Below are 15,976 nucleotides of genomic sequence, written 5' to 3' on the forward strand. Positions count from 1 at the left end.
CCCGCCGCTCCCGCGAGGTCGCGAGCGCCCCTGCTCGGCCTAGCCGACGGCGACGACGAGTGCCGCGGTCGCGGCGAGCAGGGCCAGCGGGGCGAGGAGCAGGCCCTGCCGGACGATCGTCGCGGCGGGCACGTGCAGGAAGACCTGGCGGCAGCGCTGCCACCACAGCACGGTCGCCAGCGAGCCCCACGGGGTGACGAGCGGGCCGACCCCCGTGCCGACGAGGAGGGCGGCCACCCGCAGGGGCTCGCCCGTCGTCGCGGGGTCCAGCGCGAGGAACGCCGGCAGGTTGTTGACGGCGTTGGCGGCGAGCGCGCCCACCGTCGCGAGCCGCAGCAGGTCGAGCGGGCCGGTGCCCGTCCCGGCTAGGGCCGCGGCGATGCCGCCGGCGCCGACCGCGGCGGTGACGACGACGAAGAGCGAGCCGACCACGATCAGCATCCGCCACGGCACCAGATCGGCCGCGGGGACGGGCAGCGAACGGCGGCGTACCAGCGTCGCCGCCAGCAGGACGAGGGCGGCCGTGACGCCCGCCGTCGCCGGCGGCACCCCGACGACGAACGCGATCCCCATGAGTGCGACGACGACGCCGACGATGCGCAGCAGCCGCAGATCCGGCGGGCCCGGTGCCTCCGCCGGCTCGTAGCCGCCCCGCAGCGAGCGGCGGTCCCGGATGGCAAGGACGAGGATCGTGACGACGATCGAGGCGAGCGCCGGTGCCCACATCAGCCCGAGGTAGCTCGCGCCGGCGCGACGCAGCTCGTGGTCGGCCAGCAGGTTCGTGAGGTTGGAGACCGGGAGGACGAGCGACGCGGTGTTCGCCAGGGCCAGCACCGCGAGCGCGAACGGCAGCGGGGACGTCCCCGTGCGTCGCGCCAGCGCGATCACGACCGGGGTCAGCAGGACCGCCGTCGTGTCGAGCGAGAACAGGGCCGTGCACACGACCGCGAGCAGCGTCACGAGCGCCCAGAGGATCCAGCGTCGTCCGCGGGCGACGTCGGCCGCGATCCCGGCGGCGGCCGTGAACAGGCCGGCCCCGGCGCACAGCTCCGCGACGACCGTCAGGGCGGCGACGAAGAGCAGCACCGGTCCGGTGCGCTCGGCCAGCGCGAGGGCGCGCTCCAGCGGGAGCCAGCCGGCGACGAGGACGACGGCCGCCGCGGCGGGGGCAAGGAGCCACCAGGGCTGCGGCCGGTGCCCCGCGGCGCCGCCTGTCTCCGGTCGAGGCTCGGGCACGCGGTCACGGTACTCCCGCGGACGTGCTGCCGGTCGTCAGGTCCGGGACGGCGCGACGGGGCTCCGTCCGGCGAGCAGGGACGCGAGCGGGCCGAGGATCGGCACGGCGAGGACGGCCAGGGACCAGGCGAGGAGCGCGGCGCCCGCGCGGCGGCCCGGCCCCTCGCGGAGCATCGAGCGGAACGCGAGGACGATCAGCGTGAGGTTGAGCGCGGCGACGACGACGAAGGCGAGGTCGTACCAGGGGCCGAGGAAGGTCGCGGTCTCCGGCACGTCGGTCTCCCTGGTGGAGTCGTTCGAGTGGTGGTGCCCCTCACCCTCGCACGGCCGCGCGCGAGCGCGCCAGCATCCCCGAGCGGAAATCCGATGGACCGGGCGGCCGTGGGCGGCCAGGCTGATGGCGTGACGACGACCGTTCTCGAAGCCCCGCCCGTTCCGCCCTCGCCCGACCACCCCGACGTCTGGGCGTACGCCGGGTACAACCGGCTCACCCGCGACCTCGAGGTCGAGCTGCTCGGGCACTCCGACCGATGGGCGCCGCTGCCCATCTCCCTCGCCTTCCTCACGGACAGCGACTGGCAGCGCAGCATCCTCCTCGTCGCGGTCCGCGACGGCGTCGCCGAGCCGGGGGCCGACGACGTCGTGGGAGCGGCCGAGGTCCGGATCCCGCTCCGGGACAACCTGCGCACGGGCCACGTCTTCGTCGTCGTCGACGAGCGGGTCCGCGGTGCCGGGATCGGGACCGCCCTGCTGGAGCGGGCGGAGGCCTGGCTGCGCGCGCAGGGCCGCGACCACGTCATCGGGTGGAGCACGGTGGCGCCCGAGCCCGAGCCGGGGCCGGGCACGCTCGAGGCGCCGACCGGCGCCGGCCGCGTCCCCTCGGACGATCCAACGGTGGCGTTCCTGCTCGGTCGCGGGTACCGCCTCGAGCAGGTGGCCCGCGCGTCCCAGCTCGACGTGCCGCGTGACGCGGACGAGCCGCGGCGTCACGCGGCGCTCGCGGCCGCGGCCGCCGGTGCGGACTACCGCGTCCTGCATCTCGACGCGGCGGCGGCCCAGGATCACCTCGACGCCCTCGCCCGTCTGCACACGCGGATGAGCACGGACGTGCCGCTCGCCGACCTCAGGGTCGAGGAGGAGGTGTGGGACGCCGAGCGGGTGGCCGAGTACGTCGCGGACTACGAGCGCTCGTGGCAGGAGATGCGGCTCGCCGTCGTCGAGCACGTGCCGACCGGTGAGCTGGTGGCCTACACGGAGCTGCAGATCCCGGCGTTCCCGGAGATCGAGTTCGGGTTCCAGCGCGACACGCTCGTGCTGCGCGAGCACCGGGGACACCGGTTGGGGATGCTGGCCAAGGCCGCCAACCTCGAGCTGCTGGTGCGCGAGCGGCCGTGCGTGCGCCGCATCCACACCCAGAACGCGTCGGAGAACGAGCACATGCTCGCGATCAACGTGGCGCTGGGTTTCCGCACGGTCGCGGTCCAGGCGGGCTGGCAGAAGGGGCTCGGGGCGGTCTAGCCGCGTCCGGCTGGCGAGGCCGCCGGACCGTGACCCCGAGCAGCACGCCCGCGATCACCAGGAGCAGTCCCACCGCCTGGAGGATCCCGAACGGTTCGGCGGCGAGGAACACCCCGAGCGCGACGCCCGTGACCGGGTTCAGCAGCCCGATGACGCCGACCACGGACCCGGGCAGTCGGGCGAGGCCGGTGAACCAGGCCGCGTAGGCGAGGGCGGTGGCCACCAGGATCACGTAGGCGAAGCCCGCGAGCGCCGGCCCGTCGACGGCGGGTGGAGCTCCGTCGACGATCAGGGCGAACGGGAGCACGACGAGCGAGCCGGCGACGAGCTGCCACGAGGTCATCGTGAGCGGCGCGACGTCCGCGCCCCACCTGGCCGTGAGGACGAACCCCAGCGAGGAGGAGAGCATGGCGCCGATGGACGCGACGACTCCCCAGCCGTTCACGGGTCCGCCGCCGAAGCCCATGATGACCACCACGCCCGTGATGCCTACGAGAGCCCCGAGCACGGCGACCAGGCTCGGGCGCTGCCGCAGTACGAGCCAGCTCAGCAGCAGCATCGCCGCCGCGGAGGTGGACATGAGCGTCGCGGCGAGCGAGGTCGGCAGGAGCTGGGCGGTGACGTAGACCAGGACGTTGAGCCCTCCGACGGTCAGCGTGCCGAGCACGAACGAGCGCCACCACCAGCTCCCCCGCGGCAGGCGTCGCACGAGCAGCAGCACCAGGAGGCCCGCCGGCAGGCACCGGATCACCGCACCCCACAGCGGAGCATCCGCTGGCAGCACCTGGCGGGTGACGTAGTAGGTGCTGCCCCAGGCGATCGGCGCGATCGCGGTGACGAGGACCCATCGCCAGGACTTATCTTCCATGGAAGATATAGTACGCGACCCGGTGGATAGAGTGGCGACATGGGTGCTTCGCCGGATCGCGTCGATCGCATCCAGGACCAGTGGCGCAGGGAACGGCCCGACCTCGACCCGTCCCCGCAGGGAGTGATCGGCCGCGTCCATCGCCTCGCCCTGGAGCTGACAGCTCGGCTCACCCCGGTGTACGAGGCGCACGGGCTCAGCGAGGCCGAGTTCGACCTCCTCGCCTCGCTGCGCCGACGTGGAGCGCCCTACGAGCTTCCCGCCGGCGAGCTCGCCGACCACACGATGGTCACCACCGGCGGCCTCACCAAGCGCGTCGACCGGCTCCTGGCCCGTGGCCTGGTCGAACGCCGGGCGTCGGACGAGGACGCCCGGCGCCGCTTGATCCGTCTCACCGGTGCGGGCCGAGCGCTGATCGACGAGGCCTTCAGTGCCCATCTCGCGAACGAGCACCGACTGCTGCGCGGTCTCGACGCCGACGACCTCGCGGCGATGGAGTCGATCACCCGACGCTGGCTCCGGCTGCTGAGCGACGACTCGTCCCCGCCGTGAGGCCGCCGGCGCCACGCTTCGCGCGACGGTGACGTCGGCGTCGTCGGTTGGAGGAGGTCGTGGACGGGCGATCGATCGCGACGGCGGTGCTGGACGAGCGCGCGGCGCGCGGTGCTCCCGAGGCCCTCGTCGGTCCGGTCGCCCCGGAGGGCGGCCGGACCGACGAGGCGACGGCGGTCGACCCGCGACTAGCGCGTGGTGCGCCGTGCCCTGCGCGAGCGGAGGACCAGGCCGGTTCCGACCGCCGCGGCCAGGAGGGCCGGCAGGAGCACGGCCATCGGGTTCGCGCCGGTCGAGGGGAGCGGCCGGCCGTCGTCGTCCGTCGGGCTGGGGCTGGGCGACGCTGCGGACCGGGTGACGACGAACTCGGCCGATCCCTCCCGGTCGGAGGTCACGCCGGTCAGCGTGATCGTCCGCGTTCCGGGAGCGACCTCGGGGACGGTGAAGGCGTGGCTGACGGCCCCGTCGGCGTCGGCCGTCACCAGGACGGCCCCGTCGTTCGTGGAGCCGACGACCCGAACGGTCTCGTTCGGGAGGAAGCCGGTCCCCGTGACGGTCTGGGCCTGGCCGATCTCGCGGGTCGCGTGCTCGAGGTGCACCCCGACCTCCGGGGCCGTGACCTTGATCCGTGCCGTGTCGTCCGCGCGCACCCCGTCGACCGTGAAGCCGACGGTGGTCACCGCGGTGTCGATACCGGCGGTGAAGGTCGCCTCGAAGGTGCCGTCGTCGAGCGGGGTCGTCTCGCTGACGACCCCCGGCCCGTCGATCACGCTGATGTCGACCACCTCACCCGACCCGGTGATCGGCAGGCCGGTGGTGTCGACGAGCTGGACGACGATCCGGGAGGTCGACGTGCCGTCCGCGACCAGCTCGGCGGGCGTCGCGGTGATGGACGACCCGTCCGCCCCCAGGTCGGGGACGGCAAGGAACGTGTACGACCCGATCGGGTCGCCGAGGCCCGTGACGGCGTTGAGACGCAGGGACACGTCGACGGTGCCGGCGGGATGCGCCGGGGTGACCGCCCGCACCGTGCCGGCCGAGGCGTCCACCGTCACGTCGGTGCCGGGGTGGTCGACGTCCCCGAAGTAGACCGCCGGGACGAGGGACAGGACGAGCTGGTCCACCTCGACGGGCAGCGGCTGGTTGGCCTGCTCGCCGTTCCCCAGCCGACCGGACTCGCCGTTGCCCCAGGCGTAGATCGCTCCGTCGACCCCGACGGCGAGGGAGTGCTCGGCGCCGGCGCTCGCGGCGATGACGTCGACGTCGGGCAGGTCGACGAGCGCGGGGGAGGTCTGCGGGAGCGGCGTGCCGGTCCCGAGCTGCCCGTCGAAGTTCTCGCCCCAGGAGTAGAGCCGCCCGTCGTCGGTCCGCGCCAGGGAGTGGACGAACCCGGCGGAGACGGAGGTCGCCCGCGCCCCGGCCGGCAGCGTGACGGCCTGGGGCGTCGTGGCGAACGGCACGTCCTCGGGCAGGCTGCCGATCCCGAGCTCCCCGGTTCCGTTGTCCCCCCACGAGTAGACGGTTCCGTCGGAGCCGACGGCGAGGGAGTGGCGGAACCCGGCGGCGACGGCCGTCGCGCTCACGTCGGGACCGAGGTCGACCGCCACCGGGGCGAGCTCCCCGTCGGTGGTCCCGGTGCCGAGCTGCCCGGCCCCGTTGCCGCCCCAGGCGTAGACGAGGCCGTCCGACCCGACGGCGAGGGAGTGCCCGTCCCCGGCGGCGACGGCGAGGGCCCGGACTCCCGGGGCCAGCTCGACGCGGACGGGAACGAGCTTGCCGACCGCCGTGCCGTCGCCGAGCTGCCCCTCGTTGTTCAGGCCCCAGGCGTAGACGGCCCCGTCGGAGCCGACGGCGAGGGAGTGCCGCGCGCCGGCCGACACGGACTCGGCCCGCACCCCGTCGGGCAGGTCGACGCGAACCGGTGCCGACTCCTCCGTCCCCGGTCCCTGCTCGGCGTTGCCGAGCTGGGCGAACGTGTTGTCGCCCCAGGCGTAGACGGCTCCGTCCGAGCCGGCCGCGAGCGAGTGCGTCCCGCCGGCCGAGATGTCGACGGCGTGGACGCCGTCCGGGAGCGCGGCGACGACCGGCGTGGAGCTGTCGGTCAGCGTGGCGTCACCGAGCTGGCCGAGACCGTTCGAGCCCCAGGCGTAGACCGTGCCGTCGACGCCGATCGCGAGCGAGTGCGTCCCGCCGCCGGAGACGTCGCGCGTGACGTCGAGCACGAGCCCCGAGAGGGTGACCTCCTGACCCCCGCTGGTCGGCCCCGAGACCGGATCGATCCGCGGGTCGGCCTCAGCGCTCGTGCCGACGAGTCCGACGGCCACGACCAGAGCCGCGGCTCCGAGGGCCCGCCGACCGGAGACCAGGTGTCTTCGGTTGCTGTTCATGATGGTTCTCCAGTGTTCACGATGATTCTCCAGCATGTGGATAGAGGGGCGCCTCGACGTCGCCCGTTGCGGCGACGGGGCAGTGAACGGCGCTAGACAAGGGTAGGGCTGGGTGTCGGCGGCTCCTGCCGTCGTGCGGTACCTCCATGAAGGAGCGAACCCAGGTTCCCTGTGCTCGCGCGTGGTGGGCCGACCGTCAGCGGCATCCTCTGTCCAGGTGGTGCTCGCGTCTCTGGATGACCTCACGTGGTCGGCGCGGTGTCGCCGCCGGTGATGGGTGTCGCCTCCGTCTCTGCCTGGTCTCCCTCAGGTCGGGCACGGGCGGGGCGTCACCCCCGGTGCCGTGAGGTGTTCGCCCTCCGCCGACGGCTCGGTGCCCTCCCGCGTCGTGACGTCCGTCCTGTCGCATCTCCTCTCGTCGTCGCTGGTGCCTGTCCTGGCTCGACCCCCTCGGCTCAGTCCCCCGCGTGGAGGTCTCGGAGCGGCAGGTGGAAGGTGAGACGACCGCCGCCCCGGGGGCTTCTCCCGAGAGCCAGGTCGCCACCGCGTCCGCGCAGGCGTGCGCGGTGACGGGCCAGCCCGTGCAGCCGCGGCGGATCCTCGAGGAGCCCCTGCCCGTCGTCGTCGACGCTCACCCTCAGCGTGATCGGCGCGAGGGGCCCACCGCTCGGCGGGTCGGAAGGCTCGGTCCGCGCGCTGACCCAGATGGTGTCGGGACGCCCGTGCTTGAGGGCGTTGGTGACCGCTTCCTCGACCGAGTACAGGACCACCAGCCGCTCGGGCAGGGAGAGCGGGTCGGTTGCCGTGGCCGCGATCCCTCGCAGGGCGGGGTCGAGGTCGAGGTGGTACTCGATCGACGCGGGGAGGCGACTCATCATCAGCTCGATCGCCTCGGAGGTCCCGATGTCGACGGCGGCGGGGAAGAGGCTGCGGCTGAGCGGACGGACGTCCCTGTCCCGGAGCTCCTCCAGTGCGGCGACGTGCCCGTCCACCAGGTCCGACCACTCCCGGTGCCCCTGCGCGCGCAGGTCCGAGCTGGTCCGGTCGAGGCCCGCGATCACGACGACCAGCCGGTTCTGGATCGTGCCGTGCAGGGCATCGGCGACCACCTGCCGCACGCGCATCTCCTCGGCCTCGGTGTTCGCGATCGTGCGCGCCGCCTGCTCCAGGTCCGCGCGTCGGTGCTCCTCCGCCTCCCGGCTGCGCACCAGCAGGAACGCGGTCAGGACGGTCGTGGCCGTGGCGACGCCGTAGCCGAACACCCCGAGCAGCCACAGCAGAGCCGCGGACGGGACCCCCACGGGCGTGGCGTCGAGATTGGCCAGGGCGTAGGCCCGGGGGAGGGCGGCCAGCGGGATGGAGGCGATCGCGACGAGCCAGAAGGCGCTCCGACGATGACGCAGATGGAACCAGGCGACGACCCAGGTCGCCAGGACCGCCAGCCCGCACACGAGGGTGACGCCGAACGCGGCGATCGCCTGGGCGAGCATCTCCGGGAGCGGGTCGCCGCCGGGCAGGCCGCGCCAGACCGTCCACTCGAACGCCACGACGGAGGCGAAGAGCATCATGTTCGTCGCGGCGATCCAGCCGAGCATGTTCCGGTCGTGCCGGCTGAGGAGCACCTCGCGGCTCATCGCGCTGCGATCCGTCCCGTTTGCTCCAGGAACGCCAGGACCGCGGCGACCCGGCGGTTCGTCCGGGTCGAGTCGAGCTCGAGCGTGCGGTAGGCCGCGACGAGGTGGGCCTCGACCGACTGCTCCTGGATCTTCAGGCGCTCGGCGATCAGGCGGTTGGTCAGGCCCTGGGCGACCAGGCGCACGACCCGCAGCTGCGCCGGGGTCAGCGCGGAGACCCGGGAGCCGCGCCGGGGCTGAGCCGTCCGCGCCAGGTCGGGGTCGATGACCACCCTGCCCTCGGCGCAGGCGTGGACGGCTCGGACGAGCACGTCGCGGGTGAAGGTCGACTTCTTCGACAGGTAGCTCCACGGCCGGCTCACCTCCTGCTGCACGGCGGTGAAGAGCCCGGTGAAGTCCTCGCCCGACAGCAGCATGATCGACAGGCGCGGGTCGGCGCGCTGCAGCTGGACGCCGAGGCTGATGCCGTTGCCGTCGGTCAGGTTCACGTCGAGGATCGCGACGTCGGTGCTGCCGGGCGTGATGAGCAGCGCGGCCTCCTGCACGCCGCGGGCCGTGTGCACCACCCTCAGCCGCGGGTCGGCGTCCAGGGTGCGTGCCAGCAGCGAGCACAGCAGAACCTCGTCCTCGACGATGCTCACCCGGACGCTGCGTTGACTCGCCGTCTCATCCACGCGCGGTCGCCTCCCGGGCCGGGGCTGCGTTCCGGGCTGCGCCGCGCGCTGCGTTCCGCGCTGCGGACGCGTCGACGCGCGCCGGGCTCCTGCGGGCATGGCTGCGGTCCGGCGCTCGTCCTAGCGTCGTGGCCCGATCGTGCGACGCCGGGTGAGCAGGCGCGCGGCCCGAGCGCGCTCGGGCTCGGTGCGCACGGGGAGCGCCGCAGCCGCGTGCATCCCCGTGGCGGCTTCCGCGTATCTCCCCTTGCTGGACACCAGACACCCCAGACCACGTCCCTCACATAACAGACCAGCGGGCGCTCCCGCATGCCGCCGGCCACCAGCCGCGCGCGACGAGGCTACGCGGCCGCTTCGTCGGTGCCGCGATCCTCGCAGGGTACGCGCGGTGGACGCCGAGGGGAACCCTGTGGCGCCGGGCATCGAGGAGGCGCGGCGGTGGTGGCTCGCCCGGTGCGCGGCGACGTGGTCCGTCCGTCGCTGGGCGGGTGCTCCGACGCCGGTGCGGCGCCCGCCCGGAGCCTGACGGTCCGAGGGAGGGGAGGACGCGCCGCCTGGGTGCCCGGGTGTCGGATCCGTCGGGGGGCGGGTTGCCGGATCGCCGTGCCGGGCTGCCCGGATCACCGTGCCGAGGGGCCTCGAGCCGCACGCGTGCCGGCCCGTCGGGGTGGGGGTGGGCCGGCCGTCGGGGTGGGGGTGGGCCGGCCGTCGGCCACGGCGACCGGCCGGGCTCCCGGACGCGAGGGCGGGCTGGCTGACGGCCCCTCGAGACCGAGCGCCGGAGTGCTGCGGCGCTCGCGCGGCCGCAGCGGGTGGGGGGCCGATGCTCAGCAGGGGGGGGGTGAAGGGCCGGAGGAAGGAGTGCCAGCCCGCCCTCGTCCCCACCATCCTTCGGCCGTCGGACCCCGTCGACGAGCGACGATCGCGGCCCCCGCAACCGGACACGCAGGAAACCCCGAAGGGTCGGGGCGGCGGCGGTCACGCGGCGCCGTCGTCGTTGATGACGTCGATGGCTGCGTTCGGCAGGGGGAGCTAGGTGCTGCGCGATCAGGTACCCGTAGGCCTCGCCTTCGGACAGGATCGAGAGCGCCACCGGTCCGAGCACCGCGCGACGCCACTCCGACGGCCACCGTCGCCGACGCTCGTCCACCGTGCTCTGGACGGGGCGCGACGGCTCGGGCCCGCGGGCGGGGCGGGGCACGGCCTCGTCGAGGGTCAGCGGCAGGTGGACGGCGAGCCGTCCGCGACGACCTCGTCGGCCCAGGCGAGCAGCTCGGGGACGAGCGGTGAGTCCTCGGCGATCACGCCCATGTGGCTCCGGCCCGGGTACTCGTGCGAGGACACCGCTCTGCCGGCGGTGCAGAGCGCGGCGGTGAGGGTGCGCTGGATCTCGATCGGGACGACCTCGTCGTCCGTGCCCTGACCGAGGAACAGGGGCGCGGGCACGAGGCCGTCGGCGGTGTTCTGGACGAGGCGGTCGTGGACGGGCCCCGCGTCCAGGTCGAGCTGGTAGAGCCGGTCGTGGTCGCCGAGACCCACCCCGACCAGGAGCGTGACGAGCATGGAGCGATCGGTGGCGCAGCGCGATGCCGCGGACTCGGTGAACACGACACCGGCGGGGTGGGTGACGTCGGTGAGGGCGACGTCGGCGTACTCGTCGGAGTAGGGCACGACGACGTAGGAGGTGACGGCGTCGCTCAGCGGGCCGGGGCTGGCCTGGGTCACGCGTCGCGCGAGCGCAAGCGGGTCCGAGGCGGCGGAGAGCGCCGCGACCCCGACGACGTCCAGCTCGGGGGAGTACTCCGGGGCGATCTGCGCCGCCCACAGCGTCGCGTGCCCGCCCTGGGAGTGACCCCACAGCATCACCCGTTCCGGACTCCCTGCCCCCTCGATCTGACCGGCAGCGCGCGCCGCGTCGAGCGTCGCTCGTCCCTCCCCCTCGCCGATCAGGTAGGGGTAGCGCCCGGTGGTGCCCTGACCGGGATAGTCGGTGGCGACGACGACCCAGCCGCGTTCGATCGCACCGGCGATCCCGGGGATCGCCTCCTCCGTGAGCGCGTCGGGTCGCAGGCTCGGCGCGCAGGACCGGGCCACGCCCGTCGTCCCGTGCTGCCAGGCGAGCACGATCCGTGCCGAGCCGGTGTCCTGTGTCGGCACGGCCACGACGGCACTGGCCAGCGTGATCGAGCCGTCCGAGCGCGTCGTGGTGTACAGCATGCGCAGAGCCCGCGCGTCCGCTGGAGCTTCGCCCTCGTACGGGGCCACTCGGAGCAGGACGCCGGGCTGCTCCGGCAGGGGACCCGTCCAGGAGTAGAACGCATCGGGCGCCGGGACGTCGGACATCGCCTGGACCGTCACGGCCGCCCCTGGAACCGCGAGGGCCGCGACCAGGAGGGCGCCGATCAGGCGCGGGGCGGGACGAACGCGCCGGGCCGCCCGGGGCTTCGCTCGGACGGCACGCCAGGCCAGCAGGAGCCCGGCCACGACGAGGGTGGCGGCGATCGCCCACGCGAGCAGGAGCAGCGTGGCATCGGGCCACAGCCAGAACAGAACGGCTCCCGCTCCGCTGGCCAGCGCCCACACGGCACGCGTCAGGCAGGTGATGCCGGACCGGTGCCTCCGTACCGCGAGGGTCACCAGCCGCACGGCGTTCACCGCGGCCAGGCAGCTCAACGCGACCGGCACCAGCGGCAGGATGCGGACGCCCGCCACCGCGACGGCCACCGCCGCGGCGAGGAGGGCGAGCGCGGCCAGCCACCGATGCGAGGCGCGCCGGTCGGTCCGCAGCACGAGTGCGGCGGCGGCGAGCAGCGAGGTGGCGAACAGCCACGGCGACAGCTCGAGCGTCGTCAGCGGACGAGGCAGGAGGAGCACGCCCGCCGTGGCGCCGATGATGCCGCCGACGGCCTGCGCGACGCGAGGCCACAGGGCTGAGGGCGAGAGCACTCCGTCAGCCTAGGTGTCGGGGGCGACGCCGACGCCGCGAGGCGGCTCCGCCGCGCTGGCGCCGTGCTCGGTCGGTGATCGACGAGGGAGGGTCCGTCGTGCCGGCTGCCGATCGGTGCGACGTCTCGTGACCGTTCCGCCCGTGCTTACCGGGTCGCCCGCTCCCGTCCACCACCCGGAGCGTCGGGTGGTGGACGGGAGCGCACGTGAGACCGCTCGGCGACCTGCTGGCGACGGCCGAACGCTTCGGCCGCGCCACGGCGGCCGGCTCGGCCCCTCGGCCTGCTACCGGTCCGAAGCACCCCGATCGGTCATGGTGAGCGACCGGCGACGCAGGAGCAGCGCTCCGACGCCGGCAGCGACCGTGGCCGCCGTGGCCCAGGCGAGGCCTCCGCCGATCCCCGTGCTCGCGAGGTCGCCCGCGCGGTGCGCTCCTTGGCCCGATGCGGTCGGCGCCGAGGTCGCGGACCCGGCTGAGGTCCGCGAGGTGGGCTCGGAGGTCGGCTCCGGGGTCGGCTCCGTCGTGGGATCGGGCGTCGGCTCCGTCGTGGGATCCGGCGTGGGCTCGGGCGTGGGCTCCGGGGTCGGTTCCGTCGGCAGGTACTCGACCGTCGGGTTCCAGACGGTCGAGTCGGCCGCTGTCGTCACGTTCTGGTCGAGCCGGAACGTGATCGTGTCGCCGGCCGAGACGGAGGTCACCTCGCTGACCGATACCCCGGTCGTGTCGTCGAAGGCGAGCGTGTGCCAGTCGGAGTCCGCCGGCCACAGGCGCGTGGTGCCGTGCCAGAGGGCCAGGCGCACACCGTCGCCCTCGTGCGTCGCGAACTTCGCAGCGGTTCCGGTGATCTCGACCCGGCCGTCGCGCGGTGCGGTCCACCGGACCCAGACCTCGTTCCCGTCCGGGTGCAGATAGAGGCGGCTCGGGTCGGCCCAGACAGCGTCCCAGTCGTGAGGTCCCCGCCACCGACCGAGCTCGGTGTTCCAGGTCATCTCCACAGGGTCAGCCCCGGGGACGACGGTGAGGAAGTGCCATCCGCGCAGCCCCTGGATCGGCCCGAAGGCCCGTGCTGCCTCGTATCGGTCGGGGTCGTAGTCCTCGTGCGGCGGGACGTTGACCGGCCCGTTGACGGTGGTGGTCCCCGCCGAGCACACCAGGTGGACGTTGCTGACGAGGGAGTTCAGCCGCAGGTGCGGGTCGTCGGGCGAGCAGACCTGGACGCCGTCGATCGCCACTCGCTCGAGGGTGACGTCGTCGATCCGGCGACCCTCGTCCCATCCCTCCATGCGGATCTCACTGCTGCCGGTGCTGCCCTCGACGGTGATGTCGCGGAAGGTGATCCCGGAGATGTGCCCCGGCCACGTGAGGTTGCCCAGGAGCGTGCCGAACCAGAACGAGGGCTGGAAGGACAGGGCGATGAGGCGTTCGGCCTGCTCCACGCGGATGTTCTCGAAGGTGATGTCGCGGAAGTAGGTGGAGTTCAACGAGGCGATCGACATCACGGCGCGCTCCGAGAGCTGGCCGTGGTTGTCCCTGTCGTCGTAGCTGTACAGGACGTCGTTGTCGTAGAAGTGGATCCGCTCGTAGCTGGACGCCTGGGTCTCGGCCCCGAGGGTGATGACGTTGTTCGCGTCGGACCAGAACTGGGACCGGGTGATGGTGATGTCGGTGTTGGCGGTGCCGCGGGCTGGCTCCTGGGCGGGGTCGTAGCCGGGGTGGACGATCCCCTTGATGGGGATGTTGTCGTCGGCGGAGCGCAGGAACGAGTCGGCGATGCGGATGTCCTGCACGTTGATGAGGCCGAGGGCGTCGGTCGACGCGTACTGCGGGCTGACGACCTTGTAGTTGCGGAACTCCACGTCGGATGAACCGTCGACCGTGCTCGACCACCCCGTGCCCATGCGCGACACGATGATCCCGTCCACGAGGACGTTGGTGCTCTCGACCACGGTCAGCGGGATCATCGGATGGTCGGCCGGCATGTGGTCGAGAGCGACGACGCCGCGCCCCGTCACGTGCACGTCCTCGACGTCGTCGATCACCACGCGCCCGTTGATGTAGGCACCCGGCGAGAGATAGAGCGTCTGCCCGGAGCCGACCACGATCTGGTCGGCGTCGTCGTCGGCGTCGTAGAAGCCGGGCTCGACCCAGATCACCGCTGGGTCGTCCCGATCGGGCACCTCGACCGGCGCGTTGCCGAAGAGGTGCAGGGTCGGTCCCTGGTGGTTGCCGTCGAAGACCAGCGAGACGTTGGTCGGTCCGGACAGCTCGAAGGTCACCGTCCGACCGCTGCGCTCGGCCGAGAGGCCGAGCGAGGAGGGGGCGATCCTGACGTCCTGGAAGTCGAACCCGACCTCGACCTCGACCGTCACCGTGTCGGTGAAGTCGAACTGGCCGAACGCGACCTCCGCGCCCCAGCCGTTGCTGTCGGCGTACAGGCCGACCGGTTCCCCTTCGACGGTCGCCGCGAACAGCGTGGCCGCCGGGGCGCCCGCAGGCACGGGCGCGGTCTCGACGAACGGGGTCGGAGCCGCGTGGCTCGGTGGTCCGCCGGCGATGGCGGCCGCCAGGACGGCCGGGCCGAGCGTCGCGAGTGCTGCGCCTCGAAGGGTGCGTCTCATCAGTTCTCCTCATGCGTCATTGCTAGAGCTCGTCGCGTCATGCGCAACCGGTTGGTCACGGCAAGCGTCTCAGTCTCCGCGAAGACTGTCAAGGGCTGGGCTCGCGTCGTGAGGCTACCGAGCGAGGATCTGAACGACCGTTCGCGCAGGCCGACCCCGGCGCCGGAGGGCGACCGCGCTGCCTCGCCGACGATCTCCGGCTACTCTCAGGACACGCCGAACGATGAGAGGTGGGACGAGTGGAGCAGCAGGTGACCATGCGGGACGTGGCCGCGGTTGCCGGGGTCTCCGTGTCCACCGTGTCGCGCGCGCTCAAGGGGTCGGGGCGAATGGCGGAGGGGACCCGCCGTCGGATCCTGGAGGCGGCCGATCGTCTCGACTTCCATCCGAACGCGCTGGCCCAGTCCTTCGCGACGGGACGGTCGTTGACCGTCGGGATCCTCACGCACAAGGCGGCCGGCACCTTCGCGACCCCGGTGATCACCGGCATCATGCAGACGCTGTCCCAGCACGACATCGCGGTGGTCGTCTACGACGACCAGTCCAACCCCGCCTCGCGGCCCGAGAACCTGCGGAGGCTGCGTGCCCGCCACGTCGACGGGGTGATCGTCGTCGGTGACGGGACGGACCACTCGTTCCACAGCGTCGCCCACGCCCTGCAGGTTCCCGTCGTCTATGCCTTCGCCGTCTCGGAGGATCCGCGGGACCAGATGCTGCTGCCCGACGACCGCGCGGCCGGTGTGCTCGCGGCCGAGCATCTCCTCGCCATGGGGCGAACCCGGATCGCTCACGTGACGGCGAACGCCTCGTCTCGGGCGGTCAGGGAGCGCACCGAGGGGTTCGTCGGCCGGCTGGAGGAGCACGGGCTCGAGCTCGCGGCTCCCGTCCAGCACGGCGACTGGACGCGAGCGTGGGGGACAGCGGCGGGGGAGCTGCTGGACCCCGCAACGATCGACGCGGTCTTCTGCGGGAACGACTTCATCGCTCTCGGTCTCGTGCCGAGCCTTGTCCGCCGCGGCATCCGGGTCCCGGACGACGTCGCGGTCATCGGGTACGACAACTGGGCGAAGTTCGGCCTGCTCGACACCTTCCTCACCACGATCGATCCTCAGCTCGACCTGCTGGGGCAGCGGGCCGCGGGTCGTCTGGTCGAGGCGGCGACGGGCGAGCCTCGGGCCGGAGTGGAGACGACCGAGGTGACCCTGGTCCCCGGTGTGTCCAGCGGCGCTCTCGCGGACCGGGACGAGCGCTTCTACCCCATCTAGGCGTACCGACCCGCGTGATCGCGCCACCGGTCGACGGTCGAGCGGGATCGTCCGTCCGTCCGCGCGCGCCTGCCGCCCGCCTGGGCGCCAGTGACCACCCGTCGTCCGTCACCGGCCCGGGTGGTCCCGTGCCGGTGGTCCGGCAGCGACACCATCGACGATGCCCGACGTGATCGCGGACAGGACGTCGCGGCACGCAGTCAACCCGCGCCGTTTGAGCAACCGTTTGACAACCGATGCGCAACCGGTAGATCATGGCCCCGCCACTAGAAGAAGT

General features: G+C 73.3%; 11 protein-coding genes. 3 read left to right on the forward strand and 8 right to left on the reverse strand.

Annotation, left to right across the window (positions count from 1 at the left end):
• Positions 1 to 39 precede the first annotated feature (39 nt).
• Both EDD28_RS08745 and EDD28_RS08750 read right to left on the reverse strand, forming a co-directional pair.
• A complete protein-coding gene (locus tag EDD28_RS08745) occupies positions 40 to 1,236 on the reverse strand; it encodes an SLC13 family permease (RefSeq protein WP_123739258.1) in 1,197 nt (398 codons plus the stop codon).
• A 36-nt stretch (positions 1,237 to 1,272) separates the two neighbouring features.
• On the reverse strand, positions 1,273 to 1,509 hold the full coding sequence (locus EDD28_RS08750; protein WP_123739259.1) for a PLDc N-terminal domain-containing protein: 237 nt from the start codon (positions 1,507 to 1,509) through the stop codon (positions 1,273 to 1,275).
• Between the two features lie 129 nt (positions 1,510 to 1,638).
• Here EDD28_RS08750 and EDD28_RS08755 point away from each other — a divergent pair, with 129 nt between their 5' ends.
• Positions 1,639 to 2,754 (forward strand): GNAT family N-acetyltransferase, encoded by a 1,116-nt coding sequence (locus EDD28_RS08755; protein ID WP_170169407.1) that lies wholly within the window; start codon positions 1,639 to 1,641, stop codon positions 2,752 to 2,754.
• On the opposite strand, the gene EDD28_RS08760 is transcribed toward EDD28_RS08755, so the two are convergent.
• Positions 2,684 to 3,622: a DMT family transporter gene (locus EDD28_RS08760; RefSeq protein ID WP_123739261.1), complete on the reverse strand. Its 939-nt coding sequence runs from the start codon at positions 3,620 to 3,622 to the stop codon at positions 2,684 to 2,686. The genes EDD28_RS08755 and EDD28_RS08760 overlap by 71 nt on opposite strands.
• A gap of 39 nt (positions 3,623 to 3,661) precedes the next feature.
• Between EDD28_RS08760 and EDD28_RS08765 the strand changes: the two genes are divergently transcribed.
• Positions 3,662 to 4,174, forward strand: a complete 513-nt coding sequence (locus EDD28_RS08765) for a MarR family winged helix-turn-helix transcriptional regulator (RefSeq protein WP_123739262.1) — start codon at positions 3,662 to 3,664, stop codon at positions 4,172 to 4,174.
• Between the two features lie 188 nt (positions 4,175 to 4,362).
• Here the strand turns inward: EDD28_RS08765 and EDD28_RS08770 are convergent, their stop codons facing one another.
• The 5 genes from EDD28_RS08770 to EDD28_RS08790 form a co-directional block, all read right to left on the reverse strand.
• A complete protein-coding gene (locus tag EDD28_RS08770) occupies positions 4,363 to 6,561 on the reverse strand; it encodes an RCC1 domain-containing protein (RefSeq protein ID WP_170169408.1) in 2,199 nt (732 codons plus the stop codon).
• A 455-nt stretch (positions 6,562 to 7,016) separates the two neighbouring features.
• Entirely contained in the window at positions 7,017 to 8,195 is a 1,179-nt protein-coding gene (locus tag EDD28_RS08775) for a sensor histidine kinase (RefSeq protein WP_123739264.1), read from the reverse strand.
• Complete coding sequence (locus tag EDD28_RS08780) at positions 8,192 to 8,869, reverse strand: response regulator (protein WP_245967974.1); 678 nt, start codon at positions 8,867 to 8,869, stop codon at positions 8,192 to 8,194. Before EDD28_RS08780 ends, EDD28_RS08775 begins: the two co-directional genes overlap by 4 nt.
• Positions 8,870 to 10,084: 1,215 nt before the next feature.
• Positions 10,085 to 11,815, reverse strand: a complete 1,731-nt coding sequence (locus tag EDD28_RS08785; RefSeq protein WP_123739266.1) for a lipase family protein — start codon at positions 11,813 to 11,815, stop codon at positions 10,085 to 10,087.
• A gap of 285 nt (positions 11,816 to 12,100) precedes the next feature.
• Positions 12,101 to 14,434, reverse strand: a complete 2,334-nt coding sequence (locus tag EDD28_RS08790) for a hypothetical protein (protein ID WP_123739267.1) — start codon at positions 14,432 to 14,434, stop codon at positions 12,101 to 12,103.
• Between the two features lie 230 nt (positions 14,435 to 14,664).
• Here EDD28_RS08790 and EDD28_RS08795 point away from each other — a divergent pair, with 230 nt between their 5' ends.
• Positions 14,665 to 15,699, forward strand: coding sequence for a LacI family DNA-binding transcriptional regulator (locus tag EDD28_RS08795; protein ID WP_148059580.1), 1,035 nt, complete (start codon positions 14,665 to 14,667; stop codon positions 15,697 to 15,699).
• Positions 15,700 to 15,976: the final 277 nt, after the last annotated feature.

Origin of the sequence: Salana multivorans, from assembly GCF_003751805.1 — a bacterium.
GTDB lineage: Bacteria > Actinomycetota > Actinomycetes > Actinomycetales > Beutenbergiaceae > Salana > Salana multivorans.

Bases quoted from the DNA above. Each gene is read 5' to 3' on its own strand.
- EDD28_RS08775 (WP_123739264.1), bottom strand. From the start codon at position 8,195: ATGAGCCGCGAGGTGCTCCTCAGCCGGCACGACCGGAACATGCTCGGC.
- EDD28_RS08770 (WP_170169408.1), bottom strand. From the start codon at position 6,561: ATGAACAGCAACCGAAGACACCTGGTCTCCGGTCGGCGGGCCCTCGGA.
- EDD28_RS08790 (WP_123739267.1), bottom strand. From the start codon at position 14,434: ATGAGACGCACCCTTCGAGGCGCAGCACTCGCGACGCTCGGCCCGGCC.
- EDD28_RS08760 (WP_123739261.1), bottom strand. From the start codon at position 3,622: ATGGAAGATAAGTCCTGGCGATGGGTCCTCGTCACCGCGATCGCGCCG.
- EDD28_RS08765 (WP_123739262.1), top strand. From the start codon at position 3,662: ATGGGTGCTTCGCCGGATCGCGTCGATCGCATCCAGGACCAGTGGCGC.